This is a genomic window from Pectobacterium brasiliense (genome assembly GCF_013449685.1).
Lineage (GTDB): Bacteria > Pseudomonadota > Gammaproteobacteria > Enterobacterales > Enterobacteriaceae > Pectobacterium > Pectobacterium brasiliense_A.
Genome location: NZ_JACDSF010000066.1, coordinates 41841 through 55999, shown reverse-complemented (window position 1 = coordinate 55999; position 14159 = coordinate 41841). Strand labels below are relative to the sequence as shown.

At 53.1% G+C, this 14159-nt stretch carries 11 protein-coding genes; 4 read left to right on the top strand and 7 right to left on the bottom strand.

Going from position 1 to position 14159, the window contains the following annotated elements; translation table 11 throughout:
• Positions 1–104 precede the first annotated feature (104 nt).
• The 4 genes from yidC to rpmH are packed head-to-tail and all read right to left on the bottom strand — an operon-like array spanning position 105 to position 2481.
• Positions 105–1739, bottom strand: a complete 1635-nt coding sequence (gene yidC / locus H0248_RS20165) for a membrane protein insertase YidC (protein WP_180787247.1) — start codon at positions 1737–1739, stop codon at positions 105–107.
• 2 nt (positions 1740–1741) lie between these two features.
• Positions 1742–1999, bottom strand: coding sequence for a membrane protein insertion efficiency factor YidD (gene yidD / locus H0248_RS20160; protein WP_010281237.1), 258 nt, complete (start codon positions 1997–1999; stop codon positions 1742–1744).
• Positions 1963–2322 carry a ribonuclease P protein component gene (rnpA, locus tag H0248_RS20155; RefSeq protein WP_010281235.1) on the bottom strand — a complete coding sequence of 120 codons (360 nt, stop codon included), beginning with the start codon at positions 2320–2322 and terminating at the stop codon, positions 1963–1965. The genes yidD and rnpA overlap by 37 nt, the downstream gene beginning before the upstream one ends.
• An 18-nt stretch (positions 2323–2340) precedes the next feature.
• Positions 2341–2481 carry a 50S ribosomal protein L34 gene (gene rpmH, locus H0248_RS20150; protein WP_005976668.1) on the bottom strand — a complete coding sequence of 47 codons (141 nt, stop codon included), beginning with the start codon at positions 2479–2481 and terminating at the stop codon, positions 2341–2343.
• Positions 2482–3157: 676 nt separating this feature from the next.
• On the opposite strand from rpmH, the gene dnaA reads away from it, so the two are divergent.
• From dnaA to gyrB, 4 genes are read left to right on the top strand one after another with little or no spacing between them, the layout of a single operon-like run.
• Positions 3158–4555 carry a chromosomal replication initiator protein DnaA gene (gene dnaA / locus H0248_RS20145; protein WP_180787246.1) on the top strand — a complete coding sequence of 466 codons (1398 nt, stop codon included), beginning with the start codon at positions 3158–3160 and terminating at the stop codon, positions 4553–4555.
• Positions 4556–4559: 4 nt separating this feature from the next.
• Complete coding sequence (dnaN, locus tag H0248_RS20140) at positions 4560–5660, top strand: DNA polymerase III subunit beta (protein ID WP_005976672.1); 1101 nt, start codon at positions 4560–4562, stop codon at positions 5658–5660.
• A gap of 49 nt (positions 5661–5709) precedes the next feature.
• A complete protein-coding gene (gene recF, locus H0248_RS20135) occupies positions 5710–6795 on the top strand; it encodes a DNA replication/repair protein RecF (RefSeq protein WP_180787245.1) in 1086 nt (361 codons plus the stop codon).
• Positions 6796–6813: 18 nt separating this feature from the next.
• On the top strand, positions 6814–9231 hold the full coding sequence (gene gyrB, locus H0248_RS20130; RefSeq protein WP_180787244.1) for a DNA topoisomerase (ATP-hydrolyzing) subunit B: 2418 nt from the start codon (positions 6814–6816) through the stop codon (positions 9229–9231).
• Between the two features lie 83 nt (positions 9232–9314).
• Here the strand turns inward: gyrB and H0248_RS20125 are convergent, their stop codons facing one another.
• From H0248_RS20125 to H0248_RS20115, 3 genes are all read right to left on the bottom strand, one after another.
• Complete coding sequence (locus H0248_RS20125) at positions 9315–10505, bottom strand: MFS transporter (protein ID WP_180787243.1); 1191 nt, start codon at positions 10503–10505, stop codon at positions 9315–9317.
• Between the two features lie 291 nt (positions 10506–10796).
• Complete coding sequence (locus tag H0248_RS20120; protein WP_430694607.1) at positions 10797–12800, bottom strand: methyl-accepting chemotaxis protein; 2004 nt, start codon at positions 12798–12800, stop codon at positions 10797–10799.
• 248 nt (positions 12801–13048) lie between these two features.
• Positions 13049–14062 (bottom strand): LacI family DNA-binding transcriptional regulator, encoded by a 1014-nt coding sequence (locus H0248_RS20115; RefSeq protein WP_180787271.1) that lies wholly within the window; start codon positions 14060–14062, stop codon positions 13049–13051.
• Positions 14063–14159: the final 97 nt, after the last annotated feature.

Genomic DNA, 14159 nt, shown 5'->3' with positions numbered 1-14159 from the left:
TCTGGCAGGCTATTTTACGTATCGTTGGCTGATAAAACAGCCATTAAAAAAATAAGGCGGTCAATGACCGCCTTACGCTTTCTATCGGTTAGCCATCAACCGGATTATTTTTTCTCGCGGCTATGTAAGCCACGTTTTTCCAGACCGCGGTAGATCAACTGCTGCTGGAGAATGGTAACCAGGTTGCTGACGATGTAGTACATAACCAGACCTGACGGGAACCACAGGAAGAAGACCGTAAAGATGACCGGCATGTAGGTCATGATCTTCTGCTGCATTGGGTCGGTCACGGTGGTTGGTGACATCTTCTGGATGAAGAACATCGTCACGCCCATCAGGATCGGCAGAATGTAGTACGGGTCTTGTGCAGACAGGTCATGAATCCACAGCGCGAACGGCGCGTGACGCAGTTCAACGGAGCCCATCAGCATGTAATACAGCGCCAAGAAGATTGGCATCTGAATCAGCAGTGGGAAGCAGCCGCCCAGCGGGTTCACTTTCTCTGATTTGTACAGCGCCATCATTTCCTGACTCATGCGCTGTTTGTCATCACCAATACGCTCACGCATAGCCTGCAGCTTAGGCTGCAGCAAGCGCATTTTCGCCATAGAGGTGTATTGCGCTTTCGTCAGCGGGTACATGATACCGCGCACGATAAAGGTAATGGCAATGATGGAGAAGCCCCAGTTGCCGATAAAGCTGTGCAGGAATTTCAGCAGCTTAAACAGCGGCTGAGAAATAAACCACAGCCAGCCGTAATCGACAGTCAGATCCAGATGCGGTGCGACAGCAGCCATCTTGTCCTGAATTTCTGGGCCGACCCACAGAGTGGTCTTCAGATCCTGCTGGCTACCTGCGGCAACTACAACCGGAGCGGATTTGAAACCAATAGCGGCCTGACCGTTCCCCAGCTTGCTGGTATAGAAGGTGTTAGCGCCTGCCGTAGTTGGGATCCACGCGGTTGCGAAGTACTGTTGCAGAATCGCTACCCAGCCACCATTGGTGGTGATGTTCAGGTTTTCGTCCATGTCGCTGAAGCTGTACTTTTTGTACTTGTCTTCACTGGAAGAGAACGCCGCGCCACGATAAGTGTGCAGTGCAAAGTTGCTGCTGCCGGTATCGCGGTGCTTAGGTAATTCGATAGATTGCTTTAACTGACCGAACAACGTAAGTTCCAGAGGCTGAGCGCTGGTGTTGTTGACGCTATAGTCAACGTTCAGTGCATAGTCGCCACGTTTCAGAACGAACGTTTTGGTGTAGGTTACGCCGTCAGCCGCAGTGTATGTCATCGGGATACGCAGTTCGCTCTGACCATCCGCCAGCTCGAAGCTATCTTGCGTGGTGGTAAACAGCGGACGTGGGCCGTTAGCCGGGTTGTCTGGGCCGTTTTTGCCAGTCAAACCGCTCTGAGCCTGATAGACAAACTCGGATGTGGTTTCCAGCAGGTGGAAAGGTTTATCTGAACCCAATGTGTCCGGGTAAGCCAGCAGATGCGCTTGCTCGATGTCACCGCCACGCGTGTTGATTGTCAGCGACAGCACATCGGTTTTCACCGTGATCAGTTTGCCTTGACCGCTGGCGGGTACGCCCTGGTTGGTAGCATCACCGGTCACTGCGTTCGTCGCCTGCTGTATGGTCTGCGTGGTTGCTGGCGGATTTTTATCCGTCTCCCAAGCCTGCCAAAGCATAAAGGTTACGAATAGCAGAGCGATGAGAAGAAGATTGCGTTGCGAATCCATCGTTAATGTTCTCTGTTATTGTCGGTTTTTGGCGGTACGGGATCATCACCACCAGGGTTCAAAGGATGGCATTTTAATACGCGTTTAAGCGTCAACCAACAGCCTTTTATCATGCCGAACCTGCGTATTGCTTCAATACCGTATTGCGAGCACGTTGGCCGGAACCGACAATGCGGTCCGAGCAACGGGCTGATAACGAGTTGATAACCGCGTATCAACCCGATCAGGAGTCGGGAGCCAAACGACAATGCCGACGCCATAGTTTTTCCAATGCTTCCGTCAAAGTACGGTTATCCAGTTCAGACACCCCTTTTTTCACGAGTACCACAAAGTCCATTGAAGGCAATGAATGTTGGTGCAGGCGAAAGCTTTCGCGCGTCAGGCGTTTAATCCGATTGCGTTCATGAGCACGTTTTACATGCTTTTTGGCGACGGTAAGACCGATGCGGGGATGCCCCAGCGAGTTCAGGCGGCCGAGAATGGTGATGTGCGGCGTGCCAGCCCGTTGCGGTTGCTGGAAGACGAAAGTGAAATGACTGGGAGTTAACAAACGTAACTCCCTGGGAAATGCTAGCTTAACCACTCGGTGGGTTAGCTTTTATTACTTAGAAACAGACAGACGAGTACGGCCTTTCGCACGACGGCGGGCCAGAACTTGACGACCATTTTTGGTGGCCATACGAGCACGGAAACCATGGCTACGGTTACGCTTCAATACGGACGGTTGGAAAGTGCGTTTCATGGCGATTTCTACCTAAACTTGGAAAATTATAACTTCACAGTAAACGCGTTTGGCTGTTCGGCGTGAAAAAATGACCGACGCCTCAATCGCATATCACAGCTATATAACGGAAAGAGGCAGGATTGTAATAATTGTACAGTCCTGAGTCAATTAACATCACACTTAACACGCCAGCCATTCCGATTATTTTTGGAATTTCTGCCTGCCAGAGCACAGAAAAGGCGTAGACGCGCGGGCAGGGAATTATACGGACTCTGCTGCAAAGCGCAAGGATCCTCCAACGATCTGTCCGACAAGATCATGATCGATGTCACCGCAACGATCTTGCCTCCGAAGGTATGCTTGGGGTGCGCTTCATCGCAGGCGGATAAAATGTGTGCTAGCCGCTCCTCTGCCGTGTTGTGGGGTGTTGCGATAAGAATAGCCTGTGGATAAAAAGGATCGAAACTGTGCAGAAGGGGAAGATCTCTTCGGCAGATTAGGTTATGATCCGCGGTTCCGTTAGCGATCCTTTTGACGGGATCGTCGGAGTAAACCGCCGCGCTACGCGGTGTGTCTGCTGTCTGTATTGTGAATGAAACAATCGTGGATGACGCAGGCGCCAAAAAATCATGAGTCACATAAATAACGTCTTATTCTTTTCTTTTTGATCGTTCTTGTTCGAGTGGAGTCCGCCGTGTCACTTTCGCTTTGGCAGCAGTGTCTTGCCCGTTTGCAGGATGAGTTACCTGCCACAGAATTCAGTATGTGGATACGCCCGTTGCAGGCGGAGTTGAGTGATAACACTCTGGCGCTCTATGCCCCCAATCGCTTTGTGCTGGATTGGGTTCGTGATAAATATTTAAATAATATCAATGTCCTGCTGAATGATTTCTGCGGGATGGATGCCCCTTTACTGCGTTTCGAGGTGGGGAGCAAACCGTTGGTTCAGGCAGTAAGCCAGCCGGCGCAGCCGCACCACAATCCTGTCAGCGTTGCGCGGCAACAGCCGGTGCGTTCAGCTCCGGTACGACCAAGTTGGGATAACTCGCCGGTACAGGCAGAGCATACCTACCGTTCGAATGTGAACCCCAAGCATACGTTTGATAACTTCGTTGAGGGTAAATCGAACCAATTGGCCCGCGCAGCGGCACGTCAGGTGGCTGATAACCCCGGTGGTGCCTATAACCCGCTGTTTCTGTATGGCGGCACCGGCTTAGGTAAAACGCACTTATTGCATGCGGTGGGGAATGGCATCATTGCCCGCAAACCCAATGCGAAAGTGGTTTACATGCACTCCGAGCGTTTCGTGCAGGATATGGTTAAAGCGTTGCAGAACAATGCGATTGAGGAATTCAAACGCTACTACCGTTCTGTTGATGCGCTGCTGATCGATGATATCCAATTCTTTGCTAATAAAGAACGTTCGCAAGAAGAGTTCTTTCATACCTTTAATGCGTTGCTGGAAGGCAACCAGCAAATCATCCTGACGTCTGACCGCTATCCGAAAGAGATCAATGGCGTGGAAGATCGCCTGAAATCCCGCTTTGGTTGGGGGTTAACCGTTGCGATTGAACCGCCAGAGCTGGAAACCCGCGTGGCGATTCTGATGAAGAAAGCGGATGAAAATGACATCCGTCTGCCTGGTGAAGTGGCGTTCTTTATTGCCAAACGCCTGCGTTCTAATGTGCGCGAGCTGGAAGGCGCACTGAACCGCGTTATCGCGAATGCCAATTTTACCGGCCGCTCGATCACCATTGATTTTGTGCGTGAGGCGCTGCGCGATCTGCTGGCGTTGCAGGAAAAACTGGTTACTATCGACAATATTCAAAAGACCGTGGCGGAATACTATAAAATCAAGGTAGCCGACCTGCTGTCTAAACGTCGTTCCCGCTCGGTGGCGCGTCCGCGCCAGATGGCGATGGCGTTGGCGAAAGAACTGACGAATCACAGCCTGCCGGAAATCGGCGATGCCTTTGGCGGGCGTGACCATACGACGGTGTTGCATGCCTGCCGTAAGATTGAGCAGTTGCGTGAAGAAAGCCACGACATCAAAGAAGATTTTTCCAATTTAATCAGAACTCTATCGTCATAACACTATGAAATTTATTGTTGAACGCGAACGTCTGTTAAAGCCATTACAACAGGTCAGCAGCCCGCTGGGTGGCCGGCCGACTTTACCGATTCTGGGCAACCTGCTGATTCAGGTGACGGAAGGCGCGCTGTCGCTGACCGGTACCGATCTGGAAATGGAAATGGTGGCGAAGGTTGCGCTGACGCAGCCGCATGAACCGGGCGCCACGACCGTCCCTGCTCGCAAACTGTTTGATATTTGTCGGGGTCTGCCAGAAGGCGCGGAAATCACGATTATGCTGGATGGCGATCGCATGCTGGTGCGCTCTGGCCGCAGCCGTTTCTCGCTGTCCACGCTGCCTGCAGCGGATTTCCCTAATCTGGATGACTGGCAGAGTGAGGTTGAATTCTCGCTGCCGCAGGCGACGATGAAGCGTTTGATCGAAGCGACACAGTTTTCGATGGCGCATCAGGACGTTCGTTACTACCTCAATGGTATGCTGTTTGAAACCGAAGGCGAAGAGCTGCGCACGGTCGCAACCGATGGTCACCGTTTGGCGGTTTGCTCCATGCCGGTTGGGCAATCTTTACCGTCACATTCGGTGATCGTGCCGCGTAAAGGCGTGATGGAGTTGGTGCGTCTGCTGGATGGCGGTGATACCCCGCTGCAACTGCAAATCGGCAGCAACAATATTCGCGCGCATGTCGGCGACTTCATTTTCACGTCGAAGCTGGTCGATGGTCGTTTCCCAGATTATCGCCGCGTATTGCCGAAGAACCCGGATAAAACGCTGGAAGCCAGCTGCGATCTGCTCAAGCAGGCCTTCTCCCGTGCAGCGATTTTATCGAATGAAAAATTCCGCGGTGTGCGTCTGCATCTGATTCAGAATCAGCTCAAAATTACGGCTAACAACCCAGAGCAGGAAGAAGCGGAAGAGATTCTGGATGTACAGTACGACGGCACCGAGATGGAAATTGGCTTTAACGTGAGCTACGTGCTGGATGTGCTGAACGCGCTGAAGTGCGAAGGGGTGCGTTTACTGCTGACCGATTCCGTTTCCAGCGTGCAAATCGAAGATAGCGCCAGCCGGGCGGCGGCCTATGTCGTCATGCCAATGCGGTTGTAGAATTATCGGGCAAGGTTGCTTGCCCTTTCATCATTAAGATAACTGCAACATGGCTCTTACTCGTCTTCTCATCAAAGATTTCCGTAACATCGAGGCGGCCGATCTGGCGCTGGTTCCCGGCTTTAATTTTTTAGTGGGTGCCAATGGCAGCGGTAAAACCAGCGTGCTGGAAGCGATTTATACGCTAGGGCACGGGCGGGCGTTTCGTAGCATTCAGGCAGGGCGCGTGATTCGTCACGATCAGCCAGAATTTGTACTGCATGGTCGTATTGATGGTACGGAAACGGAGCGATCCGTTGGGTTAAGCAAAAACCGTCAGGGCGACAGCAAGGTACGGATTGACGGCAGCGACGGCCATAAAGTCGCGGAACTGGCGCAATTGCTACCGATACAGCTGATTACCCCGGAAGGATTTACCCTGCTCAACGGCGGCCCGAAATTTCGTCGTGCCTTTCTCGACTGGGGCTGTTTCCATAATGAGCCCGGCTTTTTTGCGGTCTGGAGCAACATGAAGCGTTTGTTGCGCCAGCGTAATGCGGCGCTGCGTCAAGTGAGTCACTATGGGCAGCTTAGAGCCTGGGATCAGGAACTGGTGCCGCTGGCGGAACGTATCAGCGAATGGCGTGCGCAATACGCTGAGGCGATTGCCAATGATATCGCCACGACCTGTACGCAATTTTTGCCTGAATTTTCTCTCAGTTTCTCTTTCCAGCGCGGCTGGGATAAAGAAAGTGAGTATGCAGAACTGCTGGAACGGCAGTTCGAACGCGACCGTATGTTAGGTTATACGGCGCTGGGGCCGCATAAAGCCGACTTCCGCATCCGCGCCAGCGGCGTGGCCGTCGAGGACATGCTGTCCCGTGGTCAGCTCAAGCTGCTGATGTGTGCGCTGAGGCTGGCTCAGGGTGAATTTCTCACCCGTCAGAACGGACTGCGCTGTCTGTATCTGATCGATGATTTTGCTTCCGAACTGGATAGTACCCGCCGCCGTTTGCTAGCCGAACGGTTAAAAGCCACCCATGCACAGGTTTTTGTTAGCGCCGTCAGCGCTGAACAGATAGAGGACATGGTTGGTGAAAAGGGCAAGATGTTCCGCGTAGAACAGGGTAAAATAACGGTTCAATCACAGGACTAAAATGAGCGAGAAACGTTGATGTCGAATTCTTATGACTCCTCAAGTATCAAGGTATTGAAAGGGCTGGATGCGGTACGTAAACGCCCAGGTATGTATATCGGCGATACGGACGACGGTACCGGCCTGCATCACATGGTATTCGAGGTTGTGGACAACGCTATCGACGAGGCACTCGCTGGCTATTGTAAAGACATTATCATCACCATCCATGCTGATAATTCGGTATCGGTGCAGGATGATGGCCGTGGTATTCCGACCGGCATTCACGAAGAAGAAGGTATCTCCGCGGCTGAAGTCATCATGACCGTGCTGCACGCAGGAGGTAAGTTCGATGATAACTCGTATAAAGTTTCTGGCGGCCTGCACGGCGTAGGCGTTTCCGTGGTTAACGCCCTGTCGGAAAAACTGAAACTGGTTATCCACCGCGACGGGAAACTTCACGAGCAGACCTATAAACACGGCGTGGCACAGGCACCGCTGGCTGTTACGGGTGAAACCAACAGGACGGGTACGACGGTGCGCTTCTGGCCGAGCCATGAGACGTTCACCAACGTGGTGGAATTCGAATATGAGATTCTGGCTAAGCGTCTGCGCGAGCTGTCGTTCCTGAACTCTGGTGTCTCCATCCGCTTGATCGACGAGCGTGAGAAAGATAAAGCCGATCATTACCATTATGACGGCGGCATCAAGGCGTTTGTTGATTACCTGAACCGTAACAAGACGCCAATTCACCCGAATGTGTTTTATTTCTCGACGGTGAAAGATGACATCGGCGTGGAAGTGGCATTGCAGTGGAACGACGGTTTCCAGGAAAACATTTACTGCTTTACCAACAACATTCCACAGCGCGACGGGGGTACGCACCTGGCCGGTTTCCGTGCTGCCATGACCCGCACGCTGAATACCTACATGGATAAAGAAGGCTACAGTAAGAAATCCAAAATCAGCGCGACCGGTGATGATGCCCGTGAAGGGCTGATTGCCGTCGTTTCCGTGAAAGTGCCTGATCCGAAGTTCTCCTCGCAGACCAAAGACAAGTTGGTTTCTTCTGAAGTGAAAACCGCTGTCGAATCGCTGGTGAACGAAAAGCTGGTGGATTATCTGATGGAAAATCCGTCAGACGCCAAAATCGTGGTCGGTAAAATTATTGATGCCGCACGTGCCCGTGAAGCGGCGCGTAAAGCGCGTGACATGACGCGCCGTAAAGGTGCGCTCGATCTGGCTGGCCTGCCGGGCAAACTGGCTGACTGTCAGGAACGTGACCCCGCGCTGTCTGAACTGTACCTGGTGGAAGGGGACTCAGCGGGCGGCTCTGCCAAGCAGGGGCGTAACCGTAAGAACCAGGCGATTCTGCCGCTGAAGGGTAAAATCCTGAACGTTGAGAAAGCCCGTTTTGACAAGATGCTTTCCTCACAGGAAGTCGCGACGCTGATCACCGCGCTGGGCTGCGGCATTGGCCGTGACGAATATAACCCGGATAAACTGCGCTATCACAGCATCATCATCATGACTGATGCTGACGTCGATGGTTCGCACATCCGTACTCTGTTGTTGACCTTCTTCTATCGTCAACTGCCTGAAATCGTTGAGCGTGGTCACGTATATATTGCGCAGCCGCCGCTGTACAAGGTGAAAAAAGGCAAGCAAGAACAGTACATCAAAGATGATGAAGCGATGGATCAGTACCAGATCGCACTGGCGCTAGACGGCGCGACGCTGCACACCAATGCACAGGCTCCTGCGCTGGCGGGTGAACCGCTGGAGAAACTGGTTTCTGAACATTACGCCGTACAGAAGATGATTGGCCGTATGGAGCGTCGCTTCCCGCGTGCGTTCTTGAACCGCTTGATCTATCAACCAACGTTGGCTGAAGCCGATTTAGGCGAGCGTGAAAAAGTACAGGCGTGGGCGGAATCGCTGGTTAGCAGCCTGAACGAAAACGAGATTCACGGCAGCACATATAGCTTTGTCATTCATCATGATGAAGAGCGCAGCGTATTTGAACCGGCGCTGCGCGTGCGTACGCACGGTGTGGATACCGATTATCCGCTGGGCGCAGGCTTCGTTGCGGGTAGCGAATACCGCAAGTTGAATCAGCTGGGTGAAAAACTGCGCGGCCTGATTGAAGAAGATGCGTACATCGAACGTGGCGAACGTCGTCAGCCCGTTGCCAGCTTTGAACAGGCGCTGGAGTGGTTGGTGAAAGAATCCCGCCGTGGTCTGACCATACAGCGTTATAAAGGTCTGGGTGAAATGAACCCAGATCAGCTGTGGGAAACCACGATGGATCCGACCAGCCGCCGCATGCTGCGTGTAACAGTGAAAGATGCCATTGCTGCCGATGAGCTGTTCACGACCCTGATGGGTGATGCGGTTGAACCGCGTCGTGCGTTTATCGAAGAGAACGCCTTGAAGGCAATGAATATCGATATCTGATTTAGATAGATTCTGACCGCTCGATCGGTTTATCAGCAACCTGAGCCAGTTCCCTACGGAGCTGGCTTTTTTATATCTTTTTATCAGGCTAGCGCACGTCGTTTAGCGCTGCGCATTTCCTGTAGCAGGGTGATGAAAGACGTGATCAGCATAAAGATAACGGCAGACCAGAAAATGGCGTGAGGATGGCCGTGATCCAGCAGCCAGCCGAACAGAACCGGTCCTGCGGCACCGCCAATGTTGAAACCGGTGGAGACAATCCCAAATACTCGTCCTTCCGCGCCCGGCGGAGAGGCGGCGCGCACCAGCATATCCCGAGAAGGGGCGATCATGCCGGAGAGGAAACCAGCGGCGGCCAACAACGGCACGAGCACAACGGTGGATAAAGAATACATGGCAACGATACTGACCAGCACGGCGGTGACGGCTAACGCCGCCGTCGCCACCAGCCCGTGGCGTTTAGTTTTATCTGCCAATGATCCGCCAGCCAATACGCCAAAGGCGCTGGCGAACAGGAATGCGGTCAGCGCCACGTTAGCCTGTGACAGCGACAAATCGTAGCCCGTGACTAACGCCGTCACCGAGAAGTTCTGGATTGAACCCGTACTTAAATTCAGCAGCAGGAACAGAATGAGCAGCGCCAGAATCGGCAGCGTGAAAACGGGTGCGCGCGATTTGCTCGGCTGGGTGCCTGTTGCTGCCGCAGGTTTCACTCGGATGGGCTCATCGCGATCGGTCAGAAGCAGCGGTATCGTCAGCAAGCCGAGAACGCCGGAAACGATGAATGCGCTACTGATGCCGGAAAAGGCGGCAACGGACAGCAAAATACCGGGCGCAATGGCCGTGCCCAGAAAGCCGGAAAACGTATGCACCGAGAACGCGCGGCCCATGCGTTTCTCATCAATCCCGCGCGACAGCAAGGCGTAATCCGCCGGATGGTAAACTGCGTTCGCTATCCCAGCGAGTCCCATCGCGGCGACCAGCCAAACGTAGCTGCCTGAAAAACCGAGCGAGAGAAAACAGAGGCTTCCGAGCGTGATCCCGGCGGTTAACGTACGGCGTGCGCCGATACGGTCCACCATAAAACCAATCGGTGTCTGCACGCAGGCGGAGACAATGTTGAATACGCTGAGCGCAAAACCGAGCTCGACAAAGCTAATATCACGCTGGGCTGACAGCAGCGGAATGAGCGCGGGCAGCACCATCATATGGAAGTGACTCACCAGATGCGCTGATGAGATTTGCGCTAGTAGCGGTAGTTTTATGAATTTCATGTTGTTTTTGCAGCTTACAGGTCTGTAGATTTTATTATCGTGAGAGCTGGCGCAGGAACAGGGCGTCACTCCCTGGCAAATGGATCATAAGGTTAGCCTATTACTTATATCATCTATGGCGAATATTGATACCCGCCTTTTCGGCAGAATAGGGAGAGAATGGCATTGACGAGTAAATCGTATTTGGGGGGTATTTGGTCAGATTCGTTCGAGGATTGCTGTCCACGCTGGGAATAACGCACAGGCCGTTTCCGGCCCGTGCGGGTGAGTTGGTGAAGGAAGAAATGGTGATTACGAGAGCTTAAATACCAGCACCGTTTGCGCGAGCTGTCTGGCCTGTTCTTCCAGTGACGCTGCCGCCGCCGTGGCTTCCTGCACCAGCGCGGCGTTCTGTTGGGTGACACCATCCATCTCGTGAACGGCCTGTGTCACCTGACTGATCCCGCGCGATTGTTCATCCGACGCTGAGACGATCTCATCCATGATGTCTTTTACCGACGTGACGGCACTCAGCATTTCTTGCATGGTCTCACCGGCGTTCTGCACCAGCGTGACACCACTGTCGACGCGGCTGGCGGATTCTGTAATCAGCGCGGTGATATCTTTTACGGCACTGGCGCTGCGCTGCGCGAGATTACGTACCTCGTTGGCAACAACGGCAAAACCGCGCCCTTGTTCGCCCGCTCTGGCCGCTTCCACCGCCGCGTTGAGTGCCAGAATATTGGTCTGGAACGCGATGCCGTTGATGATACTGGTAATGTCGGCAATTTTCTTCGAACTGTCGTCGATCTCATTCATTATATGAACAACCTGACCGACAATCTTGTCGCCTTTCTGGGCAATGTGGGCCGCGTTCTGCGCCAGAGTTGTGGCGTTATGGGCGTTATCCGCATTCTGTTTCACCGTCGCCGTAATCTGTTCCATGCTGGCGGCGGTTTCTTCCAACGCCGCTGCCTGCTGCTCGGTGCGCGAAGCAAGATCGATGTTGCCTGCCGCAATTTCCGTCGCACCGTGGCTGACGGATTCGCTGGTGCTAATTAGCTGCTCGGCGATATCTCTCAACTGTGCCTGCATGGTGTGCATTGCGTAAAAAATACTGCCGTCGTCCTTTGGCTGCACGGGGATAATTTGCGTTAAATCCCCTTGTGCCACGGATAGCGCGATCTGCGCGGCCTGAGCGGGTTCCCCGCCGATAGGACGGGCAACCTTGTGGTTAAAGATGATGCCCAGTACGCCGGAAACGACCACGATACTCAGCACCATAAGCAGTAGCGCCATGTTGCGCTGCTGCACCGTTTCCGCCATCACCACATTAACGGGAGCAGACAGGCCGAGCATCCAAGGCGTACCGGTATCGCCGATTTTTACTGGCACATACACGTTAAACGCCGGCGTGTTCAGCACGGCACTGTTACGTTCGATCTGATAAGGCTGACCGGTGGTGGCATGTTCAAGCAGCGTTGGGTCATTTTCAATTTTTTTGGTCACCCGAGCGTTGTCGGGATGAGAAATATAGGCACCCGTGTGGGACAGCAGCTGTGCATAGCCTGAGCCTTTATAGGGTTTGATGTCATTAGCGAGCCGTTGCAGTGTATCCAGCGAAAAGTCTGCGGTGACGGAGCCGTAAAATTTGTTGTTGATGATAATAGGCACGGCAATGGAGGTCAGCAGGACATCGACGCCGTTGTAGGGGTAGCTATACGGTTCCAGAATCACTTCTTTCTGGAGCTTTTTCGGTAGCAGATAGTAGTCGCCGCTGCCGGGCGTTTCATAATCCACCAGATTATGCAGAGCAACGTTGCCTGCGGTATCGCGATCGACATAGCGGACGAAGCGGCCTTGCGGGTCCTGATCGGGTTGACTGGCGAACTCCCGATCTTTGCCGTCAAACGCATCGGGTTCCCACGCCAGCGACATCGAAAGGAAGTCGGGATGACTCTTCAGCGCATTCTTCAGCAGTGTCTCCGCAGTTTTTCGATCGGCGTTACCTGCTTCTTGCAGGCTGACCACGCTCTGCACCAAATTACGTGCCGCATGGAGTGCGACATCCAGTTTTTGCTGAATCAGGTAGCTGTTGGTATACGCCGTTTGCTCAAGATACTGCTGTGCGATGGTCTTTTGCTGCTGGCCAGATTGCCAAATCAGCAGGCCGATGGTGAGAATAAAACCGAGTGCGATGGTGGTGACGCCCGCCAGGAGCATCAGCATCCGTGTGCTGAGTTTTCTTCTTAACGCGGTTGGCGAGGAATGAATGGGTAGATTGCTGTGATTAACCGGTAACAGTGTTGTAGACATATGCGTAATATCCTCGAGGATATAAGCGCCTGTAGGCACCTTGTTTCATAAAAGAATCAATCGATTGTCTTCCTTTCTGTTTTGGCGTCATTCCCTTGCGCGACTCGTCATTATTTGTGATGTAAGTCACAAATAAATTATCGGCGAGAAACACTATGTCTTTAGATTATTCACGAAAATGTCACAAATCAGGTGGTACTTAAATCAAGATAGCAGTGAGGCAGGACGCCTCACTGCGTGAGCGAGGATTAGGCGGCAGGGCCTTTGTTGACGGAATCGCGGATAATCAATTCGCCTTTGAAGGCTGGCGTAGGCGCGATGGTTTCACCTTCCAGTCGGCACAGCAGTTTCTCAAGGGTATAGCTGATCATCTCGGCGACGGGCACATGCACGGTAGTGAGGGGCGGGTAGAACCATGATGCCATCGGTAAATCATCGAACCCCAGTAGCGAGACATCCTGCGGAATCGCGAGGCCGTGTTCGCGTAGCGCTTTGGCCGCGCCAATCGCCATATCGTCATTGCTGGCGACGAGCGCACTGAAGGTGGCAGACCGCTGAAGCAGGATTTGTGCCGCCGTATAGCCGCTGTCATGGGTCCAGTCACCTGGTGCAACCAGCCCGTCATTATAGGGAATCCCGTTTTCCTCCAGCGCCTGCCGGTAGCCCGCCAGTCGGCTTGTACCCGTGGGGGAGTTCGCCGATCCACAGACAAAGGCGATATCACGGTGGCCCTGTGCTATCAGGTAATTGACGGCATCATGGCAGTGCTGCTGGTGATTGGCGCAGATGCCATTATCGCCGTGCTGATGCAGTGTGCGGTTCACCACCATGATCGGCTGATCGTGCTGTTCGATAATCTCTTCCAGTTCATTCGTAGAGAGAAAACGCGGATAGATAATGACGGCATCGCAGCGTAAATCGAGCAGGAACTGGATCGCTTCGCGCTCTTCTTCCGCGCTGTGCTTGCCATCTGCCATGATGAGCTGCCGCCCGTATTTCTCCGTCATGGTTGCCGTTTGGAACAGCAATTCGCTGAAATAGGGGCCGCTGTACAGCGTGTTGGTCACAACCAAACCAATAATTTGCGATTTGCTCGTGGCGAGCTGGCGCGCCAGCAGGTTGGGCCGGTAGCCAATCTCTTCAATCGCCTGGAATACCCGATCCCGCGTGGTTTTACTGACGTAGTTATTCCCTGTCAGCACGCGTGATACGGTGGCTTTGGATACACCGGCTTTTTTCGCTACATCGAGCATGGTTACCATCGTACTTTCTCGTTCTCCTGTACTGCCTGATGTCGTCATTATAGGGAAAAATCCTCCTTTTTTATCACCAATAACAAGTGTAGGGATAAAAATATTC

Bases quoted from the DNA above. Each gene is read 5' to 3' on its own strand.
- H0248_RS20125 (WP_180787243.1), bottom strand. From the start codon at position 10,505: ATGAAATTCATAAAACTACCGCTACTAGCGCAAATCTCATCAGCGCAT.
- gyrB (WP_180787244.1), top strand. From the start codon at position 6,814: ATGTCGAATTCTTATGACTCCTCAAGTATCAAGGTATTGAAAGGGCTG.
- H0248_RS20120 (WP_430694607.1), bottom strand. From the start codon at position 12,800: ATGTCTACAACACTGTTACCGGTTAATCACAGCAATCTACCCATTCAT.
- recF (WP_180787245.1), top strand. From the start codon at position 5,710: ATGGCTCTTACTCGTCTTCTCATCAAAGATTTCCGTAACATCGAGGCG.
- yidC (WP_180787247.1), bottom strand. From the start codon at position 1,739: ATGGATTCGCAACGCAATCTTCTTCTCATCGCTCTGCTATTCGTAACC.
- rpmH (WP_005976668.1), bottom strand. From the start codon at position 2,481: ATGAAACGCACTTTCCAACCGTCCGTATTGAAGCGTAACCGTAGCCAT.
- H0248_RS20115 (WP_180787271.1), bottom strand. From the start codon at position 14,062: ATGGTAACCATGCTCGATGTAGCGAAAAAAGCCGGTGTATCCAAAGCC.
- yidD (WP_010281237.1), bottom strand. From the start codon at position 1,999: ATGGCGTCGGCATTGTCGTTTGGCTCCCGACTCCTGATCGGGTTGATA.
- dnaN (WP_005976672.1), top strand. From the start codon at position 4,560: ATGAAATTTATTGTTGAACGCGAACGTCTGTTAAAGCCATTACAACAG.